Source organism: Pseudomonas sp. MS01C9 (genome assembly GCF_058202755.1).
The window spans coordinates 3,794,255-3,815,495 of sequence record NZ_CM177073.1; the positions used below are offsets into that span (position 1 = coordinate 3,794,255).

Here is a 21,241-nt window from a genome sequence, read left to right on the forward strand (position 1 = left end):
GCTTCGACGCGCCAGGATGCAAGGTGATGGTGCGCGAGGTGGCAGCGTACCGCAAAAAATGCACCAGGATGGATCGGGCATTGCCGGGGAATGCGCGGCAGGGGAGGAAAGTTATCCATGGTGATCCTGTCTCTGTGGCGGCGGGATAAATCCACTCGCCACACAGACGGGGCGGTCTTTCGTTTACTGACTGAGTTCGGACCTGAAGGCGGATTTCATTTCAGCAGATCCTGCAGCGTTGCCAACGTGTCGGCGTCCTCGACGGTCTTGTCCTGGCGCCAGCGCAACATTCGCGGAAACCGTACTGCGATGCCGCTCTTGTGTCGCTTGGACAGGGCAATCCCCTCGAAGCCCAGTTCGAACACCAGGGTGGGCTTCACGCTGCTCACCGGGCCGAACTTCTCCACGGTGGTCTTGCGCACGATACTGTCGACCTGGCGCATTTCTTCATCGGTCAGCCCCGAATAGGCCTTGGCAAACGGCACCAGGCTGCGTTCGCGGCTGCCCGGCGGGTTGTCCCACACGGCGAAGGTGTAGTCGCTGTACAAGCTGGCGCGCCGGCCGTGGCCACGCTGGGCATAGATCAATACGGCATCGACGCTGAACGGGTCGATTTTCCACTTCCACCACACGCCCATGTCCTTGGTCCGGCCGACGCCGTAAAGCGCATCGCGTGCCTTGAGCATCATGCCTTCGACTCCCAGGCTGCGGGACGCTTCGCGCTGGCGGGCCAGGTCGGGCCAGTCCCGCCCGGTGACGATCGGCGATGGCAACAGGACCGGGCTGTGGCAGCGGGTGACAAGCGCCTCCAGGCACTCGCGACGCTCGGCCTGGGGGCGGCTGCGCCAGTCTTCGCCCTGCCATTCCAGCAGGTCGTAGGCCATGACCACCACGGGGGCATCTTCAAGGACTTTCTTGCTCAGGGTCTTGCGGCCGATGCGCTGTTGCAGCAAGGCGAAGGGCTGCACGGCCGGTTGCAGCGGCGCATCGGCATCGAAGGCCTCGTCGGTGAGGGGAAGTGGGGTTTTCCAGACCACGATCTCACCGTCGATCACCGTGCCATCCGGTAACGCCCCGGCCAGGGCGTGCAGTTCGGGGAAGCGCTCGGTGACCAGCTCTTCGCCCCGGGACCACACCCATAGCTGGCCGTCGCGCTTGACCAGCTGGGCGCGGATACCGTCCCATTTCCATTCCACTTGCCAATCGCTGGCCGGCCCCAGGAGTGTGTCGAACTGCTCCACTGACGCGCTAAGGGCGTGAGCCAGGAAGAACGGATAGGGTTGGCCGCCGCGTTGGGCATGCTCATCGTCGGATTCGGCGGCGATCAGCTTGAGAAAGCTGTCGGCCGTGGGGCGATGGGACAGGTCGGTGTAGCCCACCAGCCGCTGGGCCACTCGTTTGCTGTCCAGCCCTGCCAGGCCGGCCAGGGCCCGGGTCACCAGCAACTTGGACACGCCGACCCGGAAGCTGCCGGTGATGAGCTTGATGCACAGCATCAGGCTCGGCCGGTCGAGCTGCGCCCACAGGGCTGGCAGCCGTGCCGCCAGTACTTCAGGCGGCTCGCCCCGCAGAGGCAGCAGCTTCTCTTCGATCCATGCCGCCAGGCCTTCGTCGGAGCGGTGGGGCGACTCCGGCAGCACCAGCGAGATGGTCTCCGCCAGGTCGCCCACGGCCTGGTAGCTTTCCTCGAACAGCCAGGACGACAGGCCGGACACTTGCACCGCCAGTTCCCGCAGGATTTTCACCGGCACCAGTTGCCGTGGCCGGCCCCCGGAGAGGAAGTACACGGCCCACGCGGCATCCTGTGGCGAGGCCTGGGTAAAGTAGCCCCGCATGGCGGCCAGCTTGGCATTGCTGGAGGTGGTGGCGTCCAGGTCGGCATACAGCTCGGCGAAGGCCTTCATGATGCCTCCTCGTCGGAGGGGGGCGTCACGCTGGCGGGCTCTTCCTCGTCGTCGCCGTATTCGGTGGAGAACCCCTGGGCGTCGAGGCCCTGTTCGCAAAGGTGACGCACCAGCACGCCCACCGAGCCGTGGGTGACCATGACCCGCTCCGCGCCAGTCTGCTCGATGGCCCACAGCAGGCCGGGCCAGTCTGCATGGTCGGAGAGCACGAAGCCTCGGTCCACGCCGCGCCTGCGCCGGGTGCCTCGCAAGCGCATCCAGCCGCTGGCGAAGGCGTCGCTGTAGTCGCCGAATCGGCGCATCCAGGTGCTGCCGCCGGCGGAGGGCGGGGCGATGACCAGGGCCTGGCTCATGATCGGATCGTTCTTCTGGACGTCTGCGGCATAGATCGTCGGCGGCAGATACACCCCGGCCTCACGGTAGACACGATTCAATGGTTCCACCGCGCCATGGGCCAGGATCGGTCCGAGGCCGGAGTCGATACCATGGAGGATCCGCTGGGCCTTGCCGAAGGAGTAGCAGAGCAACACGCTGGTGCGGCCGGCGGCAATGTTCCCGCGCCACCACTGGTTGATCTCGTCGAATATCCGCGCCTGGGGCTGCCAGCGATAGATCGGCAGGCCGAAGGTGGATTCGGTGATGAACGTATGGCATCTCACCGGCTCGAACGCGGCACAGGTGCCGTCGGGTTCGACTTTGTAGTCCCCGGATGCCACCCAGACTTCGCCTTCGTACTCCAGCCGTACCTGGGCCGAGCCCAGGACGTGGCCGGCGGGGTGCAAGCTCAGGGTCACGCCGTGATGGCGCAAGCGTTCGCCGTAGGGCAGGGTCTGCAGATTGATGTCCTGGCCCAGTCGCGAACGCAGGATGCCTTCGCCGGGGGCCGCCGCCAGGTAGTGCTGGTTGCCGCTGCGGGCATGGTCGCCGTGGGCGTGGGTGATGATCGAGCGTTCCACGGGACGCCAGGGGTCGATGTAGAAATCTCCGGGCGGGCAATACAGGCCTTCGGGGCGGGCAATGACAAGATCCATGCAGTCACCGATGCGATGGGCTTGTCAGGTAGAGGTGGCGGGAGACGCAGAAGTTCTATCGGGTTTGACGGCAGTCGGCGACCCGATGCGCAGGTGTGGCGAAGGGAGGGATCCCTTCGCCACAGGGCAGGCTATCTGCCGGGCGCCAGGGTCAGGCGCGTCTTGCCGTAGGCGCGGTCGAAGTTCTGCGGCTGCAAGGGCACGTTCTGGTACTGCGCCTTGATCCACGGGTCGATGCCGCTGAGGTAGCTCGGGCTGGCCGGGTTGCCCGACTGGCCGACGCCGCCCTGGACCAGCAATGGTTCGGGCTGGCTGAAGTCGACGATAAGGCGCAGCGTGGGTGCCAGGACGGTGTTGAAATCCTGGCCCCAGGCGAACGCGGAGGTGTTCAGCGTGGTGGCATCGCCACCCGCCGACAACGGGCCGCGCACGGTCTGGCCACTGCCGTTCTTCCACTCGTAGCGGTGCAGCTTGCCCCACTGCCAGGCCTTGTGATCGGTGCCCAACTGGCTGTCGCCGACGCTGATGGCTGCGGCCAGTGCGCGGGCCAGGATGACCGCCTTGTCTTCCTTTTGCGGGGTGCGGACATCGTCCCAGAAGGGGCTGTCTTCGCGGCCGAGCAGATGATCGGCCTGGGCCGAATAGGAGAGCTGGCCGTTGGCAACCAGGGCTTTCCACGCCTGGCTGTTCTCCGGGCCCAGTTCATCGAGGAAAATCTGCTTCATGCTTTCCTGCAGGAACAGCTCGTAGATCGCGGCGTCGGCGGAAACCGGGCTTAGCCGGCCGTCGAATGCCATCAGGCGGGTGTAGGCCTCGCGGGCCTTGGCCCGGTCGGCCGGCGGCAGCGCTTCGATTGCCTGCTTGAGCGGCTGGGCCAGGCCCGGGGCTTCGAAGACCTTCTTGAGCTTGGCCGCGAACGGGGTGGTCTGGTCGTATTGCATCGCGGTCAGGCTGCGGACGTCGTGCTTGCCTGCACCGGCCAGTTCGGCCAGGCGCTCGCCACGCTCCGGCGCGGCCCAGGAATTGGACAACTGCATGCCGTAGCCGTGGGGAATGACCCGCTGGTTGGCATTGCCGAGCCAGCCCTGGGCTGGATCCTGGTCGTAGGGGTGTGCCATGGGGTCGGCGTAACCTTCCCAGTCATAGCGACCATCCCAGCCCGGGGACGGCAGCAGGCCTTCGCCTTCGCGACGGTTCGGATAGCGACCTGTGACCTGCCAGCCAATGTTACTGGCGTCAGCGAAGATCACGTTCATGGCCATGGCTCGGATTTCGCGGGTGGCGTCGGAAGCCTTCTCGGCGTTCTGTGCACGGGACAAGTCGAAGAATGCGTCCAGTGTCCTGTCGTCGGTAAAAGCCGGTGTCTGCAAGGCCAGGCCAAGGCCGTTGGCCATGGCCAGTCCTTGGGCGCTGTTGAGCAGTGGCCCGTGACGAGTCTCGAACACGGCTTCACGGATCGGTCGTTGACCTTTGACGAAGTAGGTTTCGTTGCGCACCGTCACCGGCTGCCATTTGCCGTTGACCTCGTAGGACAGGGAGTTGCCCTGGCGTCGGATCTTTTCCAGGAACAGGTCCTGGTTGTCGCCCTGGACGCTGGTCATGCTCCAGGCCACCTTGCCGTTGAAGCCCGCCAGGATCATCGGGATGCCCGGTACGGAAACGCCTGCCGCCTGGTACTTGGGCGCCCGGATCTGCACCGGACTCCATGAGGAAGGCGCGCTCAACGGCCCTTGGCTGGCGCTGGCCAGCAGGCTCTTGCCGCCACGGCTGCGTTGCGGGGCGATCACCCAGTCATTCGAAGACCCTGCACCCGGCAGGTTCAGCCCGGCCAACTGATTGCTGGCCTTGTCGAGTTCGGCCAGGCCAGGGATCTGACCATTGAGCCGGATGCCCTGGAGCTTGTCGGCTTCGCTCAGGGGCAATGGTTCGTCCGGATAGGAGGGACTCAGCCAGGCCAGTTTGTCGTTGTTGACCGTCTGGGCCAGCACCAGGCTGGCGATCTCCTCCGGCAGGTTGGCCGACTGGCTGAAATTCAACAGGCAGAACATCAGCGCCGAATCTTCCGGCTTCCAGTATTCGGGTTTGTAGCCAGTGGCGGCCAGGTCCGCTGGCAGCTTGTCGCGATAGCGGAACAGGTAGGCGTTGACGCCGCGGGCGTAGACCTCGAAGAAGCGCTTGAGCCGTGGCGAAGAGGCCTTGTACAACTCGTCGGCGCTTTTTTTCAGGTTGACGGCGCGCATGTAGCGGTCGACGTCCAGGCGCTCGGCCCCGGACATTTCCGCCAGCCGACCCTGGGCCAGCAGGCGCAGGGTCACCATTTGCGTGATGCGGTCGCCGGCATGGACGTAGCCGAGGGCGAACAGCGCATCATGGAAACTGCTGCTCTCGATCAAGGGCATGCCCATGGCGTTGCGTCGAACCGTGACGTTCTGCGCCAAGCCCTTGAGCGGTTGTACGCCGGAAGTGGGCGGGACGGTGTCCTGGGTATTCCAGGCCTGGCAACCGCTCAAGCCGAGCACACCAGCGACCGTGGCGGCAACGCCGAGTCGGGGAAAGAAAGAAGTAGAGGCTGGCGAGGCCATGGCAAAGCTCCTGCGGGAGGGGGCACCCAATGAAAGGCGCTACGTTAGTGAGCAGGAGAAGGCCGCGCAAGCGGCGACGAGGGATATTTGTGGAGCTGGCGACGAAAACCCGGTTGCCGGACGAGTGCCAGGGCTTGCCTGTAGGACGAGGTGATGCTCAAGTGTCGGGAATTTCAATGGCCTGACGAGAAAACCGGCATGCAGCTACGCCAAGACGCAGCGCTGATCCTGATCGATCAACAGAAAGGCATTCTTCATCCCAGGCTCGGCCCTCGCAACAATCCCGAGGCGGAGCTGCGCATGCTCGAGTTGCTGCGGTTCTGGCGACAGTCGGCGCGGCCGGTGATCCATGTCCATCACCTGTCCCGTTCGCCGGACTCGGTGTTCTGGCCGGGGCAGTCGGGGGTGGAGGTCCAGCCGCGATTCGAGCGGCTGGCGGGGGAATGGTTGGTTCAAAAACAGGTGCCGGATGCGTTCAGTGGCACGCGCCTGGAAGAAGACCTGCGTCGGGCAGGCATCGGGCAACTGGTGATCGTGGGGGTGGCGACGCACAACTCGGTGGAGTCCACGGCGCGTACGGCCGGTAACCTGGGATTCGACACGTGGGTGGTCGAGGATGCCTGCTTTACTTTCGACAAGGCCGACTACTTCGGCAAGGTCCGTTCGGCTGCCGAGGTGCATGCCATGTCCCTGGGCAACTTGCAGGGCGAGTATGCGACGGTGGTCGATGTGAAGCGGATTCTGGAGGCGGGCTGACAAGTGGTTGTGCCGGTCTCATCGTGGGCAGACCCGCTCCCGCACTGGATCACGCGGCAATAGGCAAACGTACCTTGTACCCTGGATCCCCTGTGGGAGCGAGCTTGCTCGCGATGATGCTTCAACAGGCGAAGATGGCCTTCGCCCGGCCCCTCAAGCCCCGTGGCACTTCTTGAATTTCTTGCCGTTGCCGCATGGGCAAGGGTCGTTGCGGCCGACATCCTTCAGGGCATTGCGCACCGGTTCCTGGTGAGCGTGGCCGCAGTTCGGACCATGGACATGGCCGTGGTCATGATCGTGGTGATGGTCATGGTCGTGGTTGCAATCAGGGCCATGGATGTGGGGTTGTTGGGTCATGGGGTCACTCCGCAATTAAATCGGCGGCGATTATCACGCCATTGCGCTCCAGGTGCACGTAGTGGGCGATGAATAATCCGGTTTCCAGCTCACCTTCCAGACGATAGGGAATCTGTTCCCGGGGTTTCTCGAGCAATTTCACCACTTCGCGCACCTGCGGCCACAGGTTGGTACGGATCGGCACCTTGAAGTAGGCGCTGTTGTTCGGGCCCACCGTGAACCAGTGTTCGTGCTCGCCTTCGGTGAGCAGCAGGGTGCCCAAATGAACCCGGTAGGTCAGGCCGCGCACGGTCAGGTCGCTGTCCCCTGGGTTGTCGACCCGAAAATGCAGCACGAACCGTTGCTCCACCAGGCGCGCCCGTACGACTTCGACCTTGACCAGGTGCACTTGCGGTTCCGGCGCCTGTTCACCACGCCAGGACGCACAACCGCCAAGCCCGATGAACAGCAGCAGGCTGGCGGTGCGTAGCAGGAGTGATGGACGTGTCATGTCTGCGCCTCTGTCACCAGGTCTTGAATGCCTGCGCGACGATCATGCTTCGTTGAAAGCGGGTCCGGCTTCTCTTGCAAAGCGTAGGCTCTGTACGAAAAGCCTAGGGCAGAAGCGGACGAGTGCTCGACGATTTCAACGATTGAAATAGCCCGCGCAGCACTTCTTGAACTTATGCCCGCTGCCGCACGGGCAGCTGTCGTTGCGGCCCGTCTTGACCGGCACGGTCGGGTCGATGAAATACCAGCGGCCACCGTTCTGCACGAAGGAAGACTGCTCGCGGTGGCTGTGCTCGCCATGGCCGTCATGCCAGCGTGCGGTAAAGGTCACGAAGGCATGTTCCGGTTGGCCACCGAAGACTTCACTGCTCTGCACTTCCAGTCCCAGCCAGGTGCTGTTGGCGCTCCACTCGCTGATGGCCTGGCGGTCGAGCCCGTCCTGTTGAGCGGGCAGGGTGGTCGCCACCAGGTAATCCACCAGCCCGAGCACATAGGCACTGTAGCGCGAACGCATCAAGGCTTCGGCGCAGGGCGCCGGGTGGCCATCGTGGTAATGGCCGCAGCATGCGTCCAGTGGGTTGCCGCTGCCACAGGGGCAGATGGGGGCGTGCAGGCTCATGTTCACAGCTTCTACCACCAGTATTTTCCGAAGTTTTCCGGGTTGGCCCAAAAGCGTGAGTTGAGCCAGTCGGGGACTTGCTTGTATTCAAGCAGATCATAGGTGAACAGGGTCAGCACCTGCTCCTCGCGTTGGAACCGCTCGCTGGCCTGCAGAGCCAGGGAGAAGAAGTCGGTTTCCTGCCAGCCGCAGGCGCTGAGGTCCGCCAGCACGGCAATACGGCTGGCATTGAGGTTGCGGATGCCACCCAACAGGTTCAGACCGTCGCGCTTGGGCAAATGCTCCAGGCAATCGAGCGCCAGCGCCAGGTCGAAGCGTTGCGTGGCGATATCCGGCGGCAACGGGCCCGGGCTGGCCTGGACCACTTCGGTGTCGGGATGGGCCTGCCGGAATGCTTCCAGCGCGGGAAAGCCGCTGGCACCGACCAACAGCAGTTTTCGCGGCGCATAACGGTCAAGCACGGCGGCCAGGGCTTGCTGGGGGGTACGCGAAGAAATGGCAACGGTCATCGAAGTTCCTCAGTCAGAGCCACCACGATAGCCTGCGCAAGGGTCCTGGCCTAGAGCGGTTTGCGCGCAAAACAGGCAAACGGCTGTAAACACGGGGCGAAACCCGCGATGGCCCCGGGCTGGCGCGGATCCGGACTCGGGTCTTTACTCCCCTGAATCGGTGCAAAGCCGATTCCTCAAGGAGAAAAAACCAATGAGCATAGTTCGGACAGCGTTACCCCTGGTTCTGCTTACCAGTGTGTTGACTGGTTGCGCAGGTTTGCAAAAAACCGACTGGCCGATCTGTGCGGCCACGGGCGGTGTCGTCGGCGCCGGGTTGGGCGCCATCGAAAGCAGTTCCTGGATCGGTCCTGGTGCGCTGGTGGCCGGTACGGTGGCTGGGGCCTGGTGCTGGGCCCATGGCGACGGCGACGAGGACGGCGATGGTGTGCCGGATAGTCGCGACAAGTGCCCTGGCACCCCCAAGGGCGTGCAGGTCGATGCCGACGGTTGCCCGCCGCCAGCGCCAGCGCCGATGGCGCAAGAGCCCGTGGTGGTCAAGGAAGAAACCATCGTGATCCGCGATGTGCACTTCGAATTCGACAAGGCCACGCTCACCGCCACCGACAAGCAAGTGCTGAGCGATGTGGCGAGCCGTCTGAAGCAGGAATCGTCCACTGCGCAACTGCGGGTGACCGGTCATACCGACAGTGTCGGCAACACGGCCTATAACCAGCGGTTGTCGGAAAAACGGGCCAATTCGGTGGTGCAATACCTGGTGGAAAGCGGCGTACCTCGTGCCAGCTTCGTCTCGGTGTCCGGTGCCGGCGAGAGCCAGCCGGTGGCCGACAACCAGACGGCCGAAGGACGGGCCATGAACCGTCGCACGGAAATCAAGATAAACCGTTGAAAGCCTGAGGCGAGGGGGCCCGCTCCCTCGCCACGGCTACTTCCTGTGTCACGACGATTAAATTTTCCCCGGCCTCTGGCTTAACCAGCGCGCAAGCCGTTACTGTGGCTGCAAAGAACAATGCTCACCGGGGGGCATATGAAGGTGTTTTGGGGACTGGGGCGCTTGCTGACCCTGCTGTTCTGGCTGGTGGTGCTGACCAACCTGGTCCTGCCGTTCATCTATCCGCTGCATCTGCTGGTCAACCTTGCCGGGGCGCTGCTGCTGGCGCTGCATCTGCTGGAATTGCTGCTGTTCAGGGCCTGTTTCCGTGGCCTGCCCGCTCCTGGCCGTGAACGGCTCAGGGTGCTGCTGTTCGGCATCTTCCATCTGCAAACCCTTCCGACCGCCGCAGAGGCTTCCCATGCGTAAATTGTGTCTGCTCGCCGCACTCGTCTGCCCGTGGGCTTCTGCCCAGGATCTCCAGGTAGAAAGCCATTCGTTGATGCGCCTGCCCAACACGACCAGTGTCCTGAGCCTGGAACGCTTGGACGTGGCTGATTACGGCACTTTGCTGGTGCCCTCGAACGTGACTCAACTGACCATCGGCCAATTGCACCTGGGCCGCGAGGCACGGATCGCCATCGTGCCGGCGCAGCAGCCCCTGGAAATGAAGGTGAGCCAGGCTGAACTGGCCGATGGCAGCCAGATCACCTCCCGTGGTGCACCGGGAACGTACACCAAGGCAGCACGGCCGGGGCGCAACCTCAACCTGCGTTTCAACGCCCTGCAGGCGCCGCTGCTCTCGGTGGATGCGCGCGGTGGCACCGGTGCGCCGGGTTATGTGGGCCTCGATGGCGCCAACGGGCAGGCGCCGGGATGCACGTGGGGTTCGGCCGGACGCGGTGCCGATGGCAGCAACGGCGGCGACGGCCAGCCAGGCGCGGCCGGAGCCCAGGTGCGTCTCGAATTGCCCCGCGAGTACCCCGACGGGCAGATCAAGGTAATGGTGGACGGCGGAGCGGGTGGTGCGCCAGGGCCTGGCGGCAAGCCCGGTGCCGGTGGCAAGGCCAAGGGATGCCTGGTCTATACCGCCGATGGCGGCAAGAGTGGCCGCCCTGGCCTCGACGGCCATCCGGGGCCTGCCGGCGCGGCTGGAACGCTGACCGTGCAGCGGTTCTGAACATAAGATCGCCAGTGGGCCCGCCCTCGCAGGGCTGGCCCTACATCCTCAGAACATTGGCCGCGCCGCGCCGATCGCCACCACCAACAGCCCGATCAGCAGGTTGATGCCGACCAATCGTCGGATCTTGCCCAACGCTGCGGCGCCCGCCGGCCAGTCCTGGGCAGCCACGGCCTTGCGCAACGGGGGCAACTGCAAGGCCTGGATACGAATGAACAGTGCCGTCATCACCACGTACAGGCCCATCATGACCTGCACATAGCGCGGCGCGGTTTCGAACCCGGCGAAGCGCATATGGATCAGGCCCGTACCGCTGATCGGCAAAAGCACCACCGCGATCCAGACCCAGACAAAAAAACGTTGAAACACTTCGACCCACAACCCGAGCCTGGCGGGACCTTCCAGGGCCGTCATCGCGGCGGGGCGCAGGATCATCCAGGCAAAGAACATCCCGCCGACCCAGACCAGGGCCGCCAGTAGATGCAGGGTGTAGATGAAGGCAAAGGGTGTCATTGAGTTACTCCGTTCTGCGCGGGATTCATTAGCGGGGTATGATAGCCGCCGATCCGAACCACTGAAAATTTATCCAGCGTTTTTTAGCGCCCGACCATCCATGATCAGCAACGAACTCAAAACCACGATCCAGGGCGCCTATTCGCGTTTTCTCGAAGCCAAGAGCCTCAAGCCGCGTTATGGCCAGCGCCTGATGATCGCCGAAGTGGCGAAAGTCCTGGGTGACATCGACACCGACGATGAAGGGCGGCGCAGTGGCGAGCCCGCCGTCGTGGCGGTGGAGGCCGGTACCGGTACCGGCAAGACCGTCGCCTACAGCCTGGCTGCGATCCCCACGGCCAAGGCCGCCGGCAAGCGCCTGGTGATCGCCACGGCCACGGTGGCCCTGCAGGAGCAGATCGTCTACAAGGACCTGCCCGACCTGATGCGCAACAGCGGCCTGAACTTCAGTTTCGCGCTGGCCAAGGGGCGTGGGCGCTACATGTGCCTGTCCAAGCTGGACATGCTGCTGCAGGAAGGCCAGGCGCAGACCGCCACGGCCCAGTTGTTCGAGGAGGAAGGCTTCAAGATCGAGGTCGATGAAGCCAGCCAGAAGCTGTTCACCAGCATGATCGAGAAACTGGCCGGCAATAAGTGGGACGGTGACCGCGACAGCTGGCCCACGACCCTGGAAGATGCCGACTGGGCCCGGCTGACCACCGACCACAGCCAATGCACCAATCGCCACTGCCCGAACTTCGGCCAGTGCGCCTTCTACAAGGCCCGTGAAGGCATGGGCAAGGTCGATGTGATCGTCACCAACCACGACATGGTCCTGGCCGACCTGGCCCTGGGGGGCGGCGCCGTGTTGCCGGATCCGCGCGACACCGTTTACGTGTTCGACGAAGGGCATCACCTGCCGGACAAGGCCATCGGCCACTTCGCCCATTACACCCGGCTGCGTTCCACCGCCGACTGGCTGGAAAGCACCGCCAAGAACCTCACCAAGCTGCTGGCCCAGCACCCCTTGCCGGGGGACCTGGGCAAGTTCATCGAGCAGGTGCCGGAACTGGCGCGGGAGATCAAGACGAACCAGCAGTTCATGTTCACCGCCTGCGAGCAGGTGGCCGACTTCAAGCCCGGCGAGGATGTCGAGGGCCGGGAGCGGCCACGGCATCGTTTCGTCGGTGGGGTCATTCCCGAGCACATGCGTGAAATGGGCATCGAGCTCAAGAAAGGCTTCGCCCGCCTGACCGACCTGTTCACGCGCCTGACCGACCTGCTCAAGGAAGGCATGGATGGCGAGGTGAACATCGGTATCGCCAGCAATCAGGCCGAGGAGTGGTACCCATTGTTCGGCAGCCTGTTGTCCCGGTCCCAGGGCAACTGGGAACTGTGGACCGCGTTCACCACCGAGGACCCGGAGGACAATCCGCCCATGGCGCGCTGGCTGACCCTGGCCGAAAGCGGTTCGCTGTTCGATATCGAGGTCAACGCCAGCCCGATCCTGGCGGCGGACATGCTGCGTCGCAACCTGTGGAATGTGGCCTATGGCGCGCTGGTGACCTCCGCCACGCTGACCGCCCTGGGCACCTTCGACCGCTTCCGCATGCGTGCCGGCTTGCCCAGGACCGCCGTCACCGCCGTGGTCCCGAGCCCGTTCCATCACGCCGATGCCGGGGTATTGCGGGTGCCGGACCTGCGCGCCGACCCCCGGGACGCCGCAGCCCATACCGCAGCGATCATCCGTGACCTGCCGGATCTGGTGGAGGGCTCCCGGGGCACGCTGGTGCTGTTTTCCTCGCGCAAGCAGATGCAGGACGTATTCGATGGCCTGGATCGCGACTGGCGCAAGCAGGTGTTCATCCAGGGCAACCTGTCGAAGCAGGAGACCCTGAACAAGCACAAGGCGCGGGTCGATGGCGGGGACTCCAGCGTACTGTTCGGCCTGGCCAGCTTCGCCGAAGGCGTCGACCTGCCCGGTGCCTACTGCGAACACGTGGTGATCGCCAAGATCCCGTTCTCGGTCCCGGACGATCCGGTGGAGGCGGCCCTGGCCGAATGGATCGAAGCCCGCGGCGGCAACCCGTTCATGGAAATCTCCGTGCCCGACGCCTCGCTGAAGCTGGTCCAGGCCTGCGGCCGGTTGCTGCGCACCGAAGAGGACCGCGGCACCATCACGTTGCTCGACCGGCGGCTGGTGACCCAGCGCTATGGCAAGGCGATCCTCAACGCGCTGCCGCCGTTCCGGCGGGAGATTTCCTGACGCCCCTCATTGTGTGGCTGGGAAGCTTGTCTGTGGCGAGGGGATAAGTCCCCTCGCCACAAGGAGAGTGTCCAGCCGTCCTGTGGCGGTTCCCAAAAACCTCAATGGCTGAAACAATGCCCGCCACTCTAAAAGTGTTTGTTTCAAAGGAGTTGCGCGTGCAGATTCAAGGCCATTATGAGCTTCAGTTCGAGGCTGTACGTGAAGCGTTCGCGGCACTGTTCGACGATCCCCAGGAGCGCGGCGCGGCCTTGTGCATCCAGGTCGGTGGCCGGACGGTGATCGATCTCTGGGCTGGCACCGCCGACAAGGACGGCGACGAAGCCTGGCACAGCGATACCATCGCCAATCTGTTCTCCTGCACCAAGACCTTTACCGCCGTCGCCGCCTTGCAACTGGTGGCCGAGGGCAAGCTGCAACTGGATGCGCCGGTTGCCCGGTACTGGCCCGAATTCGCTGCCGCCGGCAAGCAGTCCATCACCCTGCGTCAATTGCTCTGTCACCAGGCCGGGCTGCCAGCGTTGCGTGAATTGCTGGCGCCCGAGGCACTGTACGACTGGCAGACGATGGTCGATGCCCTGGCGGCCGAAACGCCCTGGTGGACCCCGGGCGACGGTCACGGTTACGCGGCGATCACCTATGGCTGGCTGGTGGGCGAACTGCTGCGCCGGGCGGACGGCCGCGGACCCGGCGAGTCCATCGTGGCGCGGGTGGCAAGGCCCTTGGGCCTGGATTTCCATGTGGGCCTGGCCGATACGGAGTTCCACCGCGTGGCCCATATTGCCCGTGGCAAGGGCAACGTCGGCGATGCGGCGGCACAGCGCCTGTTGCAGGTCACGATGCGTGAACCTGCAGCCATGACCACACGTGCCTTCACCAATCCACCATCGATCATGACCAGCACCAACAAGCCGCAGTGGCGACGCATGCAGCAGCCGGCCGCCAACGGCCATGGCAATGCCCGCAGCCTCGCCGGGTTCTATGCCGGTTTGCTGGATGGCAGTCTGCTGGAAGGCGAAATGCTCGATGAGCTGACCCGCCAGCACAGCCTTGGCGACGACAGGACATTGCTGACCCGGACCCGTTTCGGCCTGGGGTGCATGCTCGACCAGCCTGATGTGCCGAATGCGACCTATGGCCTGGGGCCGCGGGCATTCGGTCATCCGGGTGCCGGAGGCTCCATCGGCTTTGCCGATCCGGAACATGACGTGGCATTCGGCTTCGTGACGAACACCCTCGGGCCCTACGTGTTGATGGACCCGCGCGCGCAGAATCTTGCGAGGGTACTTGCCACTTGTCTATAAAGCGTCACTGGACGGGGGGGGACCTGGAACCCAGGGTCTCTTTCGGTTTCAAAGCGACTGTTTATGTGCCCCGGCCTGGGGTCTGTATTTTTCATTTACATCATTTTGTGGATATCCAATGTCATCGAATAAAACCCTCGCTCTGGCGCTGTGCTTCGCTATCACCGGTTGCGCGCAAAACCCACAAAATGATGCCGAGGGCGGTGGTGGCTGGTGGCCGTTTGGCTCTACCGACAAGGTAGCGAGCAAAGACCCGGCGCCAGCTCCAGCTCCGGCGGCTGCGCTGAAGCCGGCAGCCGTGGCGCCCCAGGCCAAGGCCGAGAGTGCCACGCATTGGTGGTGGCCGTTCTCCTCTGACGAGGCAGGTGACGAGCCTGCCAGCAAAGACGCGGTCAAGCCTGAAACCAAGCCTGAGGCCAAGACCCCGGCCAGTATTGCCAAGACCGAATCCGAAAGCGCTGGCAAATGGTGGTGGCCGTTCGGCGGCAAGGAACCGCAAGCCCCGAAGGCGGCGCCAATGCCTGACCCGAAAATCACCCAGGCCTGGCTCGACGACTATGAGCCCAAGCTGCGCACCGCGATCAAGGACAGCAAGCTGGAACTTGAACGCCGTGACAACGTGCTGGTGGTCACCGCGCCTGTGGACAGTTCGTTCAACCCGGATCGTCCGGCCATGCTGCTGCCGGTGACTCTCGGCCCGTTCACCCGTGTGGCGAAGATCCTGGAAGCCGATCCGAAATCCGCCGTGCTGGTCCTGGGCCATGCCGACACGTCGGGCGCGGCGCCCGCCAACCTCAAGCTCAGCCAGGAGCGGGCCCAGTCCGTGGCGGCGATCTTCCGTCTCAGCGGGTTGCAGCGCGATCGCCTGCTGTTGCGTGGCATGGGCTCAGAGGCCCCTCGTGCGGCCAACGACAGCGTCGAAGGGCGCGCCTTGAACCGTCGCGTAGAGCTGCTGATCACGCCACAGAACACGCTGGTGGCGCTGCTGGGCAAATACAACATGCCGGCTCCCGCACCGGTCACCCTGGTGGCCGCCCAGGACGTCAAGCCTGCGGCCCCGGCGCCAGCACCGAAGAAGGCTGCGGTGCCGGCCGCCAAGAAGGCCCCGGCCAAGAAAGCCGCGGCCAAGGCTCCAGCGAAAAAAGCCCCGGCGAAGAAGGCCACCCCGGCGAAGAAACCCGAACCGGCCAAAGCCGCCACCGACAGCAAGAAAGTCGCGGCCGCCGATACTTCCAAGCAGTGACGGGCCAACCACAAGGAGTGCGCCATGACCCAAACGCTGGCTGATATGCGCCGCGACTACACCCGCGATGGCCTGACCGAGGCGCAAGCCCCGGCCGAGCCGTTTGCGCTGTTCCACCAATGGTTCGCCGAGGCGGTGAAAACCGAGCAGCCCCCGGTGGAAGCCAATGCCATGACCCTGGCGACGGTGGACACGGATGGACGCCCCCATTGCCGGATCCTGCTGCTCAAGGGACTGGATGCCCAGGGCTTCACCTTCTTTACCAACTACGACAGCGCCAAGGGCCAGCAACTGGCCGCCAATCCGTTCGCGGCCATGACATTCTTCTGGCCGACCCTCGAGCGCCAGGTGCGCATCGAGGGCAGGGTGGTGAAAGTCACGGCCCAGGAGTCGGATGCCTATTACCAGGTGCGGCCGCTGGGCAGTCGTCTCGGCGCCTGGGCCTCACCTCAGAGCCGGGTGATCGCCGGCCGCGGCGAACTCGAGGACTTGCTCAAGGCCACTGAGCAACGCTTCAGCGACAGCCAGCCACACTGCCCCGAGCATTGGGGCGGTTATCGCCTGCTGCCGGAGCGCATCGAGTTCTGGCAAGGTCGCCCGAGTCGCCTGCACGATCGACTCAATTACCGCCTGGAAGGGACGCAGTGGACTCGCGAGCGTCTGGCCCCGTAGGGGCCGGATAATCTGCCGCAGCGGCCTGGAGCCATTGCGGCAGGTCCCGGCGCTTGATCCGTAGCGCCCGGGCGCGATCCAATTGTTGCAGCATGTAATCCTTCTTCCCCTCGTCCCGCCCTGCCAATGACAGCGCCAGGTCGCGATCTACCCAGCGTTTGATCCGTACGTACAGCCACCAGTGGAAGTACAGACCGGCGAGCGTGGTGACCGCGATGATGAAATAGTCCATGGAAATCCTTGGGCCAACGACGCAGGTTTCGTAAATTGGCGCTACTGTTTTGTGGAATTTCTCGGGTATGCCTGTATCCCACCTGAATGAAAACAATTTTATCCCGGCGAAGCCGTGACAGGCGTCAAGCTGCGGAGTTTAATGATTACCTGTCTTTTGGAGTCTGATGCTATGCGTAAGTCTGTTTTGCTGGTTGCTTCCTTTTCCACGATGGCGATGTTGCTCACTGGTTGTCAGTCGAGCCTGACCGGTGACTCCTATTCCCGTGACGAAGCGCGTCGCGTGCAGACGATTCGCATGGGGACCATCGAAGCCTTGCGTCCGGTCAAGATCGAAGGCACCAAGACCCCGATCGGCGGTGCCGCCGGTGCGGTGGTCGGTGGTGTGGGCGGCAGCGCCATCGGTGGCGGCCGCGGCAGTATCGTCGCCGCCGTGATTGGCGCCGTGGCCGGTGGCCTGATCGGCTCCGCCACTGAAGAAGGCCTGACCCGCACCCAGGGTGTGGAAATCACTGTTCGCGAAGACGACGGTAGCATGCGCGCCTACGTGCAAGAGGTTCAGGAAAACGAAGTATTCCGTGTGGGCGAGCGGGTTCGTATCGCCACCGTGAACGGTGTGAGCCGCGTTACGCACTAAGCGCAACGGGAAGGAAAAAACCCCGATCAGGTGACTGATCGGGGTTTTTTTATGCCCTTCGTTGAATTGGCCGAAGGTCACGGTCTTTCCGTGCGGGACGGACGCTGACCCGGTGGCCAGGGGCGTTCGGTGGTCGCTTGCCGAGTATTGTCGGACTGCTTTGCTTGAACGTCTGATCTTGAGGGGGCGAATCGACCGGGTGACGGATCGCTACGCCGCGAAAAGGCGTAGCGATCGGTCTTCAAGGATGCGTCAGGACAGGGTTGTGTGCTTGCGGCTGGCCGCTGCGGTCACCCCATAACCCAGTACTGCCGCGAGGATCGAGCCGGTGAGGATGCCCATTCGATCCATGCCGGCGTACTGGCTGGCGCCGGGCTCGAAGGCCAGGGAGCCAACGAACAGGCTCATGGTGAATCCGATGCCGCACAGGATCGCCACTCCCAGGACCTGGCCCCAGTTGGCGCCGGCGGGCAGGCCGGCGATACCGGCTTTCACCGCCAGCCAGGTGAGGCCGAACACACCGACGGTCTTGCCCAGCAACAGGCCGATGGCGATGCCCATCGGCACGGGATGGGTGAAACTCTCGACGGTGACACCGCTCAGGGACAGGCCGGCATTGGCAAAGGCGAACAGCGGCAGGATGCCGTACGCGACCCAGGGATGCAGGGCATGCTCCAGGGACAACAGCGGCGAGGTTTCGGCGTTTTTCGTGCGCAGCGGGATACAGAAGGCCAGGGTGACGCCAGCCAGGGTGGCGTGCACCCCGCTCTTGAGCACGCAGACCCAAAGCACCAGGCCCACGACCATGTAGGGCGCGAGCTTGATCACGCCCATGCGGTTCATGGCCACCAGCACCGCGATGCAAACCGCCGCCAGCACCAGCGACAAGGTCGACAGGGCGCCCGAGTAGAAGATCGCGATGATGATAATGGCGCCGAGGTCGTCGATGATTGCCAGGGTCATCAGGAACAGTTTGAGCGACACCGGTACGCGTTTGCCCAGAAGGGCCAGGACCCCCAGGGCGAAGGCGATGTCGGTGGCCGTTGGAATCGCCCAGCCGGAAAGGGCCGCCGGGTTGTCGCGATTGAGGAACCAGTAGATCAGTGCCGGCACCACCATGCCACCAATCGCCGCTGCGCCTGGCAGGACGATCTGCGAGGGTTTCGACAGTTGCCCGTCGAGGACCTCGCGCTTGACCTCCAGGCCGATGAGCAGGAAGAACAATGCCATCAGCCCGTCGTTGATCCACAGCAGCAGCGGCTTGGCGATCTTCAATGCACCGACCTGAGCCACCACCGGCGTGTCCAGCAAGCCGCCATACAGCCAGGAAAGGGGTGAGTTATTGATGACCAGGGCCAGTACGGCGGCCGCGATCAACAGCAGGCCGCTGGCGGCTTCCAGCTGGAAAAAGCGCATCAGGGAGTTACGTAGAGGCAAGATCGCTCTCCATTCATCGAATCAAAGTGGCCACACCCTAACCCGTAGTGTTAGTTGTTAAAACAAAAGTTATATTCTTTTTTGTTATATGGCGTTACAACGCCTGGTTGCGCTCGGGCAGTGACAAGGCATATTGGACCTTAGCTGTACCTGTGCGCGATGTAGCTTTTTTCCTAAGCTTGCGACTGGTTTTTCCGATACCCGCCGTGCCTGTATGAGCGTCAGGCTTCCTCCGCGTCGAACCGATCCAGTGAGAACACACATGAACGACCACCGTCAGTGGGCACGCGAAGCGATTCGCATCATCGAGGCCGACTTCCAGCGCAGCGCCGACACTCATCTGATCCCGTTGCCGCTGCCGGGCCTTCCGGGTATCGAGTTGTATTTCAAGGACGAGTCCAGCCATCCCACCGGCAGCCTCAAGCATCGGCTGGCCCGGTCGCTGTTCCTCTATGCGTTGTGTAACGGCTGGCTGAAACCCGACGCGCCGGTGATCGAGGCGTCCAGTGGGTCGACGGCCATTTCCGAAGCCTATTTCGCTCGATTGCTGGGTCTGCCCTTCATCGCGGTGATGCCGGCGACCACCTCACGGGAAAAAATCGCGCAGATTGCCTTCTACGGGGGCCAAAGCCACCTGGTGGAGGATCCTACGCAGATCTATGCCGAGTCCGAGCGCCTGGCTCGTGAGCATGACGGGCACTTCATCGACCAGTTCACCTACGCCGAACGGGCCACGGACTGGCGGGCCAATAACAACATTGCCGAGTCGATCTTCCAGCAGATGCGCTTCGAGCGGCATCCGGAGCCGAGCTGGCTGATTTCCAGCCCCGGCACTGGCGGAACCACCGCGACATTGGGGCGCTACGTACGTTATCGCCAGCATCGCACCCGGGTGCTGTGTGCCGATGCCGAGCGTTCGGTGTTCTTCGATTTCTACCGCAGCGGCGACGCCAGCCTGCGCCTGGACTGCGGCTCGCGGATCGAAGGCATCGGCCGGCCACGGGTGGAGGCCTCGTTCCTGCCCAAGGTCATCGACGCGATGGTCAAGGTGCCGGATGCCTTGTCCCTGGCTGCCATGCATTACCTGGCGCAACGTCTGGGCCGGCGAGTAGGTGGCTCCAGCGGCACCAACCTGATCGGCGCTCTGATTGCTGCGAAACAGATGGTGGACGCGGGTGAATCGGGGTCGATCGTGGCGATTTTGTGTGACGCAGGGGAGCGCTACGCCACCACTTATTACGATCCGGCATGGCTCGAGGCACAGGGGTATGAGTTGAGTGGGTTGATGGACGCCGTGGCAGCGAGTGTGGAGCGGGGCGCGGCACTGCCGGAGAGTGTGTTGCGGGCCAATATCTGAATCTTGAAACCCTCAGGCCCCTTGTGGGAGCGAGCTTGAACTGGTCAAGTAATTCTGGACACCAGTTAAGGTTTCACGCCGCCAGTTTCTCCATAGCTACCGGCGACCGGTAGTCGTTGTAGCTATGGAGCCTGACGTTGTTGTAACGCATCACATAACGTTGTATATCCACACGAGCTTCGTGCTCCGAGTTGTAACCATTCTCTGGCACCCACTCCGACTTCAAGCTTCCAAAAAAACGCTCCATTGGGGCGTTGTCCCAGCATTCACCTTTACGACTCATGCTGTGCACAAGCCCGTGCCTATTTATTTCATTCCTGAATTTATGGCTGGTGTACTGGCAGCCTTGATCAGAATGAAACAGCACTCCCTTTGGGCGGCCTCGCAACTCGACCGCCATCCGCAGTGCCTCGCAAGTCAGCGCGGCGTCAGAAATCAACGAGAAAGACCAGCCCACGATCCGGCGAGCGTACAAATCCAGAACAGCCGCAAAATACAGCCACCGATTGCCGACCTTGATGTACGTCACATCGCCACACCACACCTGGTTGATCGCCGTGACATCAAACTTGCGTTTGAGCAGGTGCGGCGTCACCAGGGCTTCCACACCGGAAGATTTGTACTTGTGCCGTCGACGCTGCCGACTCGCAACACCGGCTTCACGCATCAAACTGCGAGCCATATGTCGCCCGACACGATGCCCCTTTGCTTGCAGCTCCTTGGAAAGGGTGCGAGCCCCCGCGGATGCTCTGGATTCCTTGTGATGCTCGACCAGCACGGCTTTAAGTTTCTCCCGCTCAGGCTTCACCTTGCCTTGGCGCTGCCGCCAAGCGTAAAAGCTGCTGCGGTTGACTCCAAACGCCCGACAGCAATTGTTAACGCCGTACTGCTCGTCCAGCTCATCGATCAACGAGAATGATCTTTGGAGTCCAAAAGCAGGAGAGCACTGGCCTTTTTTAGGATTTCAATGTCCAGGTCTTTTTGCCTGAGCAACGCTTTGAGCTGCTGAATCTCTCGCTGATCGGCGGTAATCGCCTTGGCCCCTTGCGGGGTTGAGCCCAAGCGTTCTTGACGCACCTGATCGACCCAACGGCGCAAGGCCGTTGGGCCAATATCCAAACTGGCACAGACCTCTGGGACCGACTGGCCCTCGTCCAGCACCAAGCTGGCAGCCTTGAGCTTGAATTCCCTGGAATAAGATTTACGCATAGCCAAACACCTCAGATTTGAGCGCCATCATAGCGCCCGATTGAAGTGTCCAAAATCATTAGGCCAGTTCAGCTTGCCCGCGACCGCGGTGGATC

The 21,241-nt window shown here is 63.3% G+C and carries 22 protein-coding genes; 10 read left to right on the forward strand and 12 right to left on the reverse strand.

Annotation, left to right across the window (positions count from 1 at the left end):
• Positions 1-215 precede the first annotated feature (215 nt).
• From AC1M7R_RS17320 to AC1M7R_RS17330, 3 genes are all read right to left on the reverse strand, one after another.
• The gene (locus AC1M7R_RS17320; RefSeq protein ID WP_076405316.1) at positions 216-1,904 is read right to left on the reverse strand and encodes an ATP-dependent DNA ligase; all 1,689 of its coding nucleotides are present in this window, start codon (positions 1,902-1,904) and stop codon (positions 216-218) included.
• On the reverse strand, positions 1,901-2,935 hold the full coding sequence (locus AC1M7R_RS17325; RefSeq protein ID WP_490609771.1) for a ligase-associated DNA damage response exonuclease: 1,035 nt from the start codon (positions 2,933-2,935) through the stop codon (positions 1,901-1,903). The genes AC1M7R_RS17320 and AC1M7R_RS17325 overlap by 4 nt, the downstream gene beginning before the upstream one ends.
• Before the next feature lie 131 nt (positions 2,936-3,066).
• A complete protein-coding gene (locus AC1M7R_RS17330) occupies positions 3,067-5,517 on the reverse strand; it encodes a penicillin acylase family protein (RefSeq protein WP_072432216.1) in 2,451 nt (816 codons plus the stop codon).
• A 198-nt stretch (positions 5,518-5,715) separates the two neighbouring features.
• Here AC1M7R_RS17330 and AC1M7R_RS17335 point away from each other — a divergent pair, with 198 nt between their 5' ends.
• Positions 5,716-6,273 carry a cysteine hydrolase family protein gene (locus AC1M7R_RS17335; protein ID WP_072388720.1) on the forward strand — a complete coding sequence of 186 codons (558 nt, stop codon included), beginning with the start codon at positions 5,716-5,718 and terminating at the stop codon, positions 6,271-6,273.
• A gap of 153 nt (positions 6,274-6,426) precedes the next feature.
• On the opposite strand, the gene AC1M7R_RS17340 is transcribed toward AC1M7R_RS17335, so the two are convergent.
• The 4 genes from AC1M7R_RS17340 to AC1M7R_RS17355 form a co-directional block, all read right to left on the reverse strand.
• Positions 6,427-6,630 carry an SEC-C metal-binding domain-containing protein gene (locus AC1M7R_RS17340; RefSeq protein ID WP_072343233.1) on the reverse strand — a complete coding sequence of 68 codons (204 nt, stop codon included), beginning with the start codon at positions 6,628-6,630 and terminating at the stop codon, positions 6,427-6,429.
• A gap of 4 nt (positions 6,631-6,634) precedes the next feature.
• Entirely contained in the window at positions 6,635-7,120 is a 486-nt protein-coding gene (locus AC1M7R_RS17345) for an LEA/WHy family protein (protein ID WP_072387762.1), read from the reverse strand.
• A gap of 135 nt (positions 7,121-7,255) precedes the next feature.
• Entirely contained in the window at positions 7,256-7,732 is a 477-nt protein-coding gene (locus AC1M7R_RS17350; RefSeq protein ID WP_092181839.1) for a YchJ family protein, read from the reverse strand.
• Positions 7,733-7,749: 17 nt separating this feature from the next.
• Positions 7,750-8,247, reverse strand: a complete 498-nt coding sequence (locus AC1M7R_RS17355; protein WP_072459608.1) for a DUF6231 family protein — start codon at positions 8,245-8,247, stop codon at positions 7,750-7,752.
• A 193-nt stretch (positions 8,248-8,440) separates the two neighbouring features.
• On the opposite strand from AC1M7R_RS17355, the gene AC1M7R_RS17360 reads away from it, so the two are divergent.
• The 3 genes from AC1M7R_RS17360 to AC1M7R_RS17370 all read left to right on the forward strand — a co-directional run bounded on the left by AC1M7R_RS17360 (position 8,441) and on the right by AC1M7R_RS17370 (position 10,298).
• On the forward strand, positions 8,441-9,136 hold the full coding sequence (locus AC1M7R_RS17360; protein ID WP_072387756.1) for a PA1041 family peptidoglycan-binding anchor lipoprotein: 696 nt from the start codon (positions 8,441-8,443) through the stop codon (positions 9,134-9,136).
• 138 nt (positions 9,137-9,274) lie between these two features.
• Entirely contained in the window at positions 9,275-9,547 is a 273-nt protein-coding gene (locus tag AC1M7R_RS17365; RefSeq protein WP_072387754.1) for a DUF1145 domain-containing protein, read from the forward strand.
• Positions 9,540-10,298: a collagen-like protein gene (locus tag AC1M7R_RS17370; RefSeq protein WP_123595416.1), complete on the forward strand. Its 759-nt coding sequence runs from the start codon at positions 9,540-9,542 to the stop codon at positions 10,296-10,298. Before AC1M7R_RS17365 ends, AC1M7R_RS17370 begins: the two co-directional genes overlap by 8 nt.
• A 48-nt stretch (positions 10,299-10,346) precedes the next feature.
• On the opposite strand, the gene AC1M7R_RS17375 is transcribed toward AC1M7R_RS17370, so the two are convergent.
• Positions 10,347-10,811, reverse strand: coding sequence for a CopD family protein (locus AC1M7R_RS17375; RefSeq protein WP_271905206.1), 465 nt, complete (start codon positions 10,809-10,811; stop codon positions 10,347-10,349).
• A gap of 100 nt (positions 10,812-10,911) precedes the next feature.
• On the opposite strand from AC1M7R_RS17375, the gene dinG reads away from it, so the two are divergent.
• The 4 genes from dinG (at position 10,912) to pdxH (ending at position 16,275) form a co-directional block, all read left to right on the forward strand.
• On the forward strand, positions 10,912-13,056 hold the full coding sequence (gene dinG / locus AC1M7R_RS17380; RefSeq protein ID WP_072387747.1) for an ATP-dependent DNA helicase DinG: 2,145 nt from the start codon (positions 10,912-10,914) through the stop codon (positions 13,054-13,056).
• A gap of 158 nt (positions 13,057-13,214) precedes the next feature.
• Positions 13,215-14,360: a serine hydrolase domain-containing protein gene (locus tag AC1M7R_RS17385; RefSeq protein ID WP_072387745.1), complete on the forward strand. Its 1,146-nt coding sequence runs from the start codon at positions 13,215-13,217 to the stop codon at positions 14,358-14,360.
• Between the two features lie 118 nt (positions 14,361-14,478).
• Complete coding sequence (locus AC1M7R_RS17390; RefSeq protein WP_072387743.1) at positions 14,479-15,603, forward strand: OmpA family protein; 1,125 nt, start codon at positions 14,479-14,481, stop codon at positions 15,601-15,603.
• A gap of 24 nt (positions 15,604-15,627) precedes the next feature.
• On the forward strand, positions 15,628-16,275 hold the full coding sequence (gene pdxH / locus AC1M7R_RS17395; RefSeq protein WP_072432222.1) for a pyridoxamine 5'-phosphate oxidase: 648 nt from the start codon (positions 15,628-15,630) through the stop codon (positions 16,273-16,275).
• Here the strand turns inward: pdxH and AC1M7R_RS17400 are convergent.
• Entirely contained in the window at positions 16,223-16,507 is a 285-nt protein-coding gene (locus AC1M7R_RS17400) for a hypothetical protein (protein ID WP_072432223.1), read from the reverse strand. The genes pdxH and AC1M7R_RS17400 overlap by 53 nt on opposite strands.
• A gap of 171 nt (positions 16,508-16,678) precedes the next feature.
• Between AC1M7R_RS17400 and AC1M7R_RS17405 the strand changes: the two genes are divergently transcribed.
• Entirely contained in the window at positions 16,679-17,143 is a 465-nt protein-coding gene (locus AC1M7R_RS17405) for an outer membrane lipoprotein (RefSeq protein ID WP_053153052.1), read from the forward strand.
• A gap of 252 nt (positions 17,144-17,395) precedes the next feature.
• Here the strand turns inward: AC1M7R_RS17405 and nhaA are convergent, their stop codons facing one another.
• Positions 17,396-18,580: a Na+/H+ antiporter NhaA gene (gene nhaA / locus AC1M7R_RS17410; RefSeq protein ID WP_072387735.1), complete on the reverse strand. Its 1,185-nt coding sequence runs from the start codon at positions 18,578-18,580 to the stop codon at positions 17,396-17,398.
• 262 nt (positions 18,581-18,842) lie between these two features.
• Here nhaA and AC1M7R_RS17415 point away from each other — a divergent pair, with 262 nt between their 5' ends.
• Entirely contained in the window at positions 18,843-19,937 is a 1,095-nt protein-coding gene (locus AC1M7R_RS17415; protein WP_072432224.1) for a PLP-dependent cysteine synthase family protein, read from the forward strand.
• Positions 19,938-20,010: 73 nt separating this feature from the next.
• Here AC1M7R_RS17415 and AC1M7R_RS17420 read toward each other — a convergent pair whose 3' ends face one another.
• Positions 20,011-20,847: an IS3 family transposase gene (locus AC1M7R_RS17420; protein ID WP_076405277.1), complete on the reverse strand. Its 837-nt coding sequence runs from the start codon at positions 20,845-20,847 to the stop codon at positions 20,011-20,013.
• Complete coding sequence (locus AC1M7R_RS17425) at positions 20,844-21,146, reverse strand: transposase (protein WP_076405275.1); 303 nt, start codon at positions 21,144-21,146, stop codon at positions 20,844-20,846. Before AC1M7R_RS17425 ends, AC1M7R_RS17420 begins: the two co-directional genes overlap by 4 nt.
• Positions 21,147-21,241 lie beyond the last annotated feature (95 nt).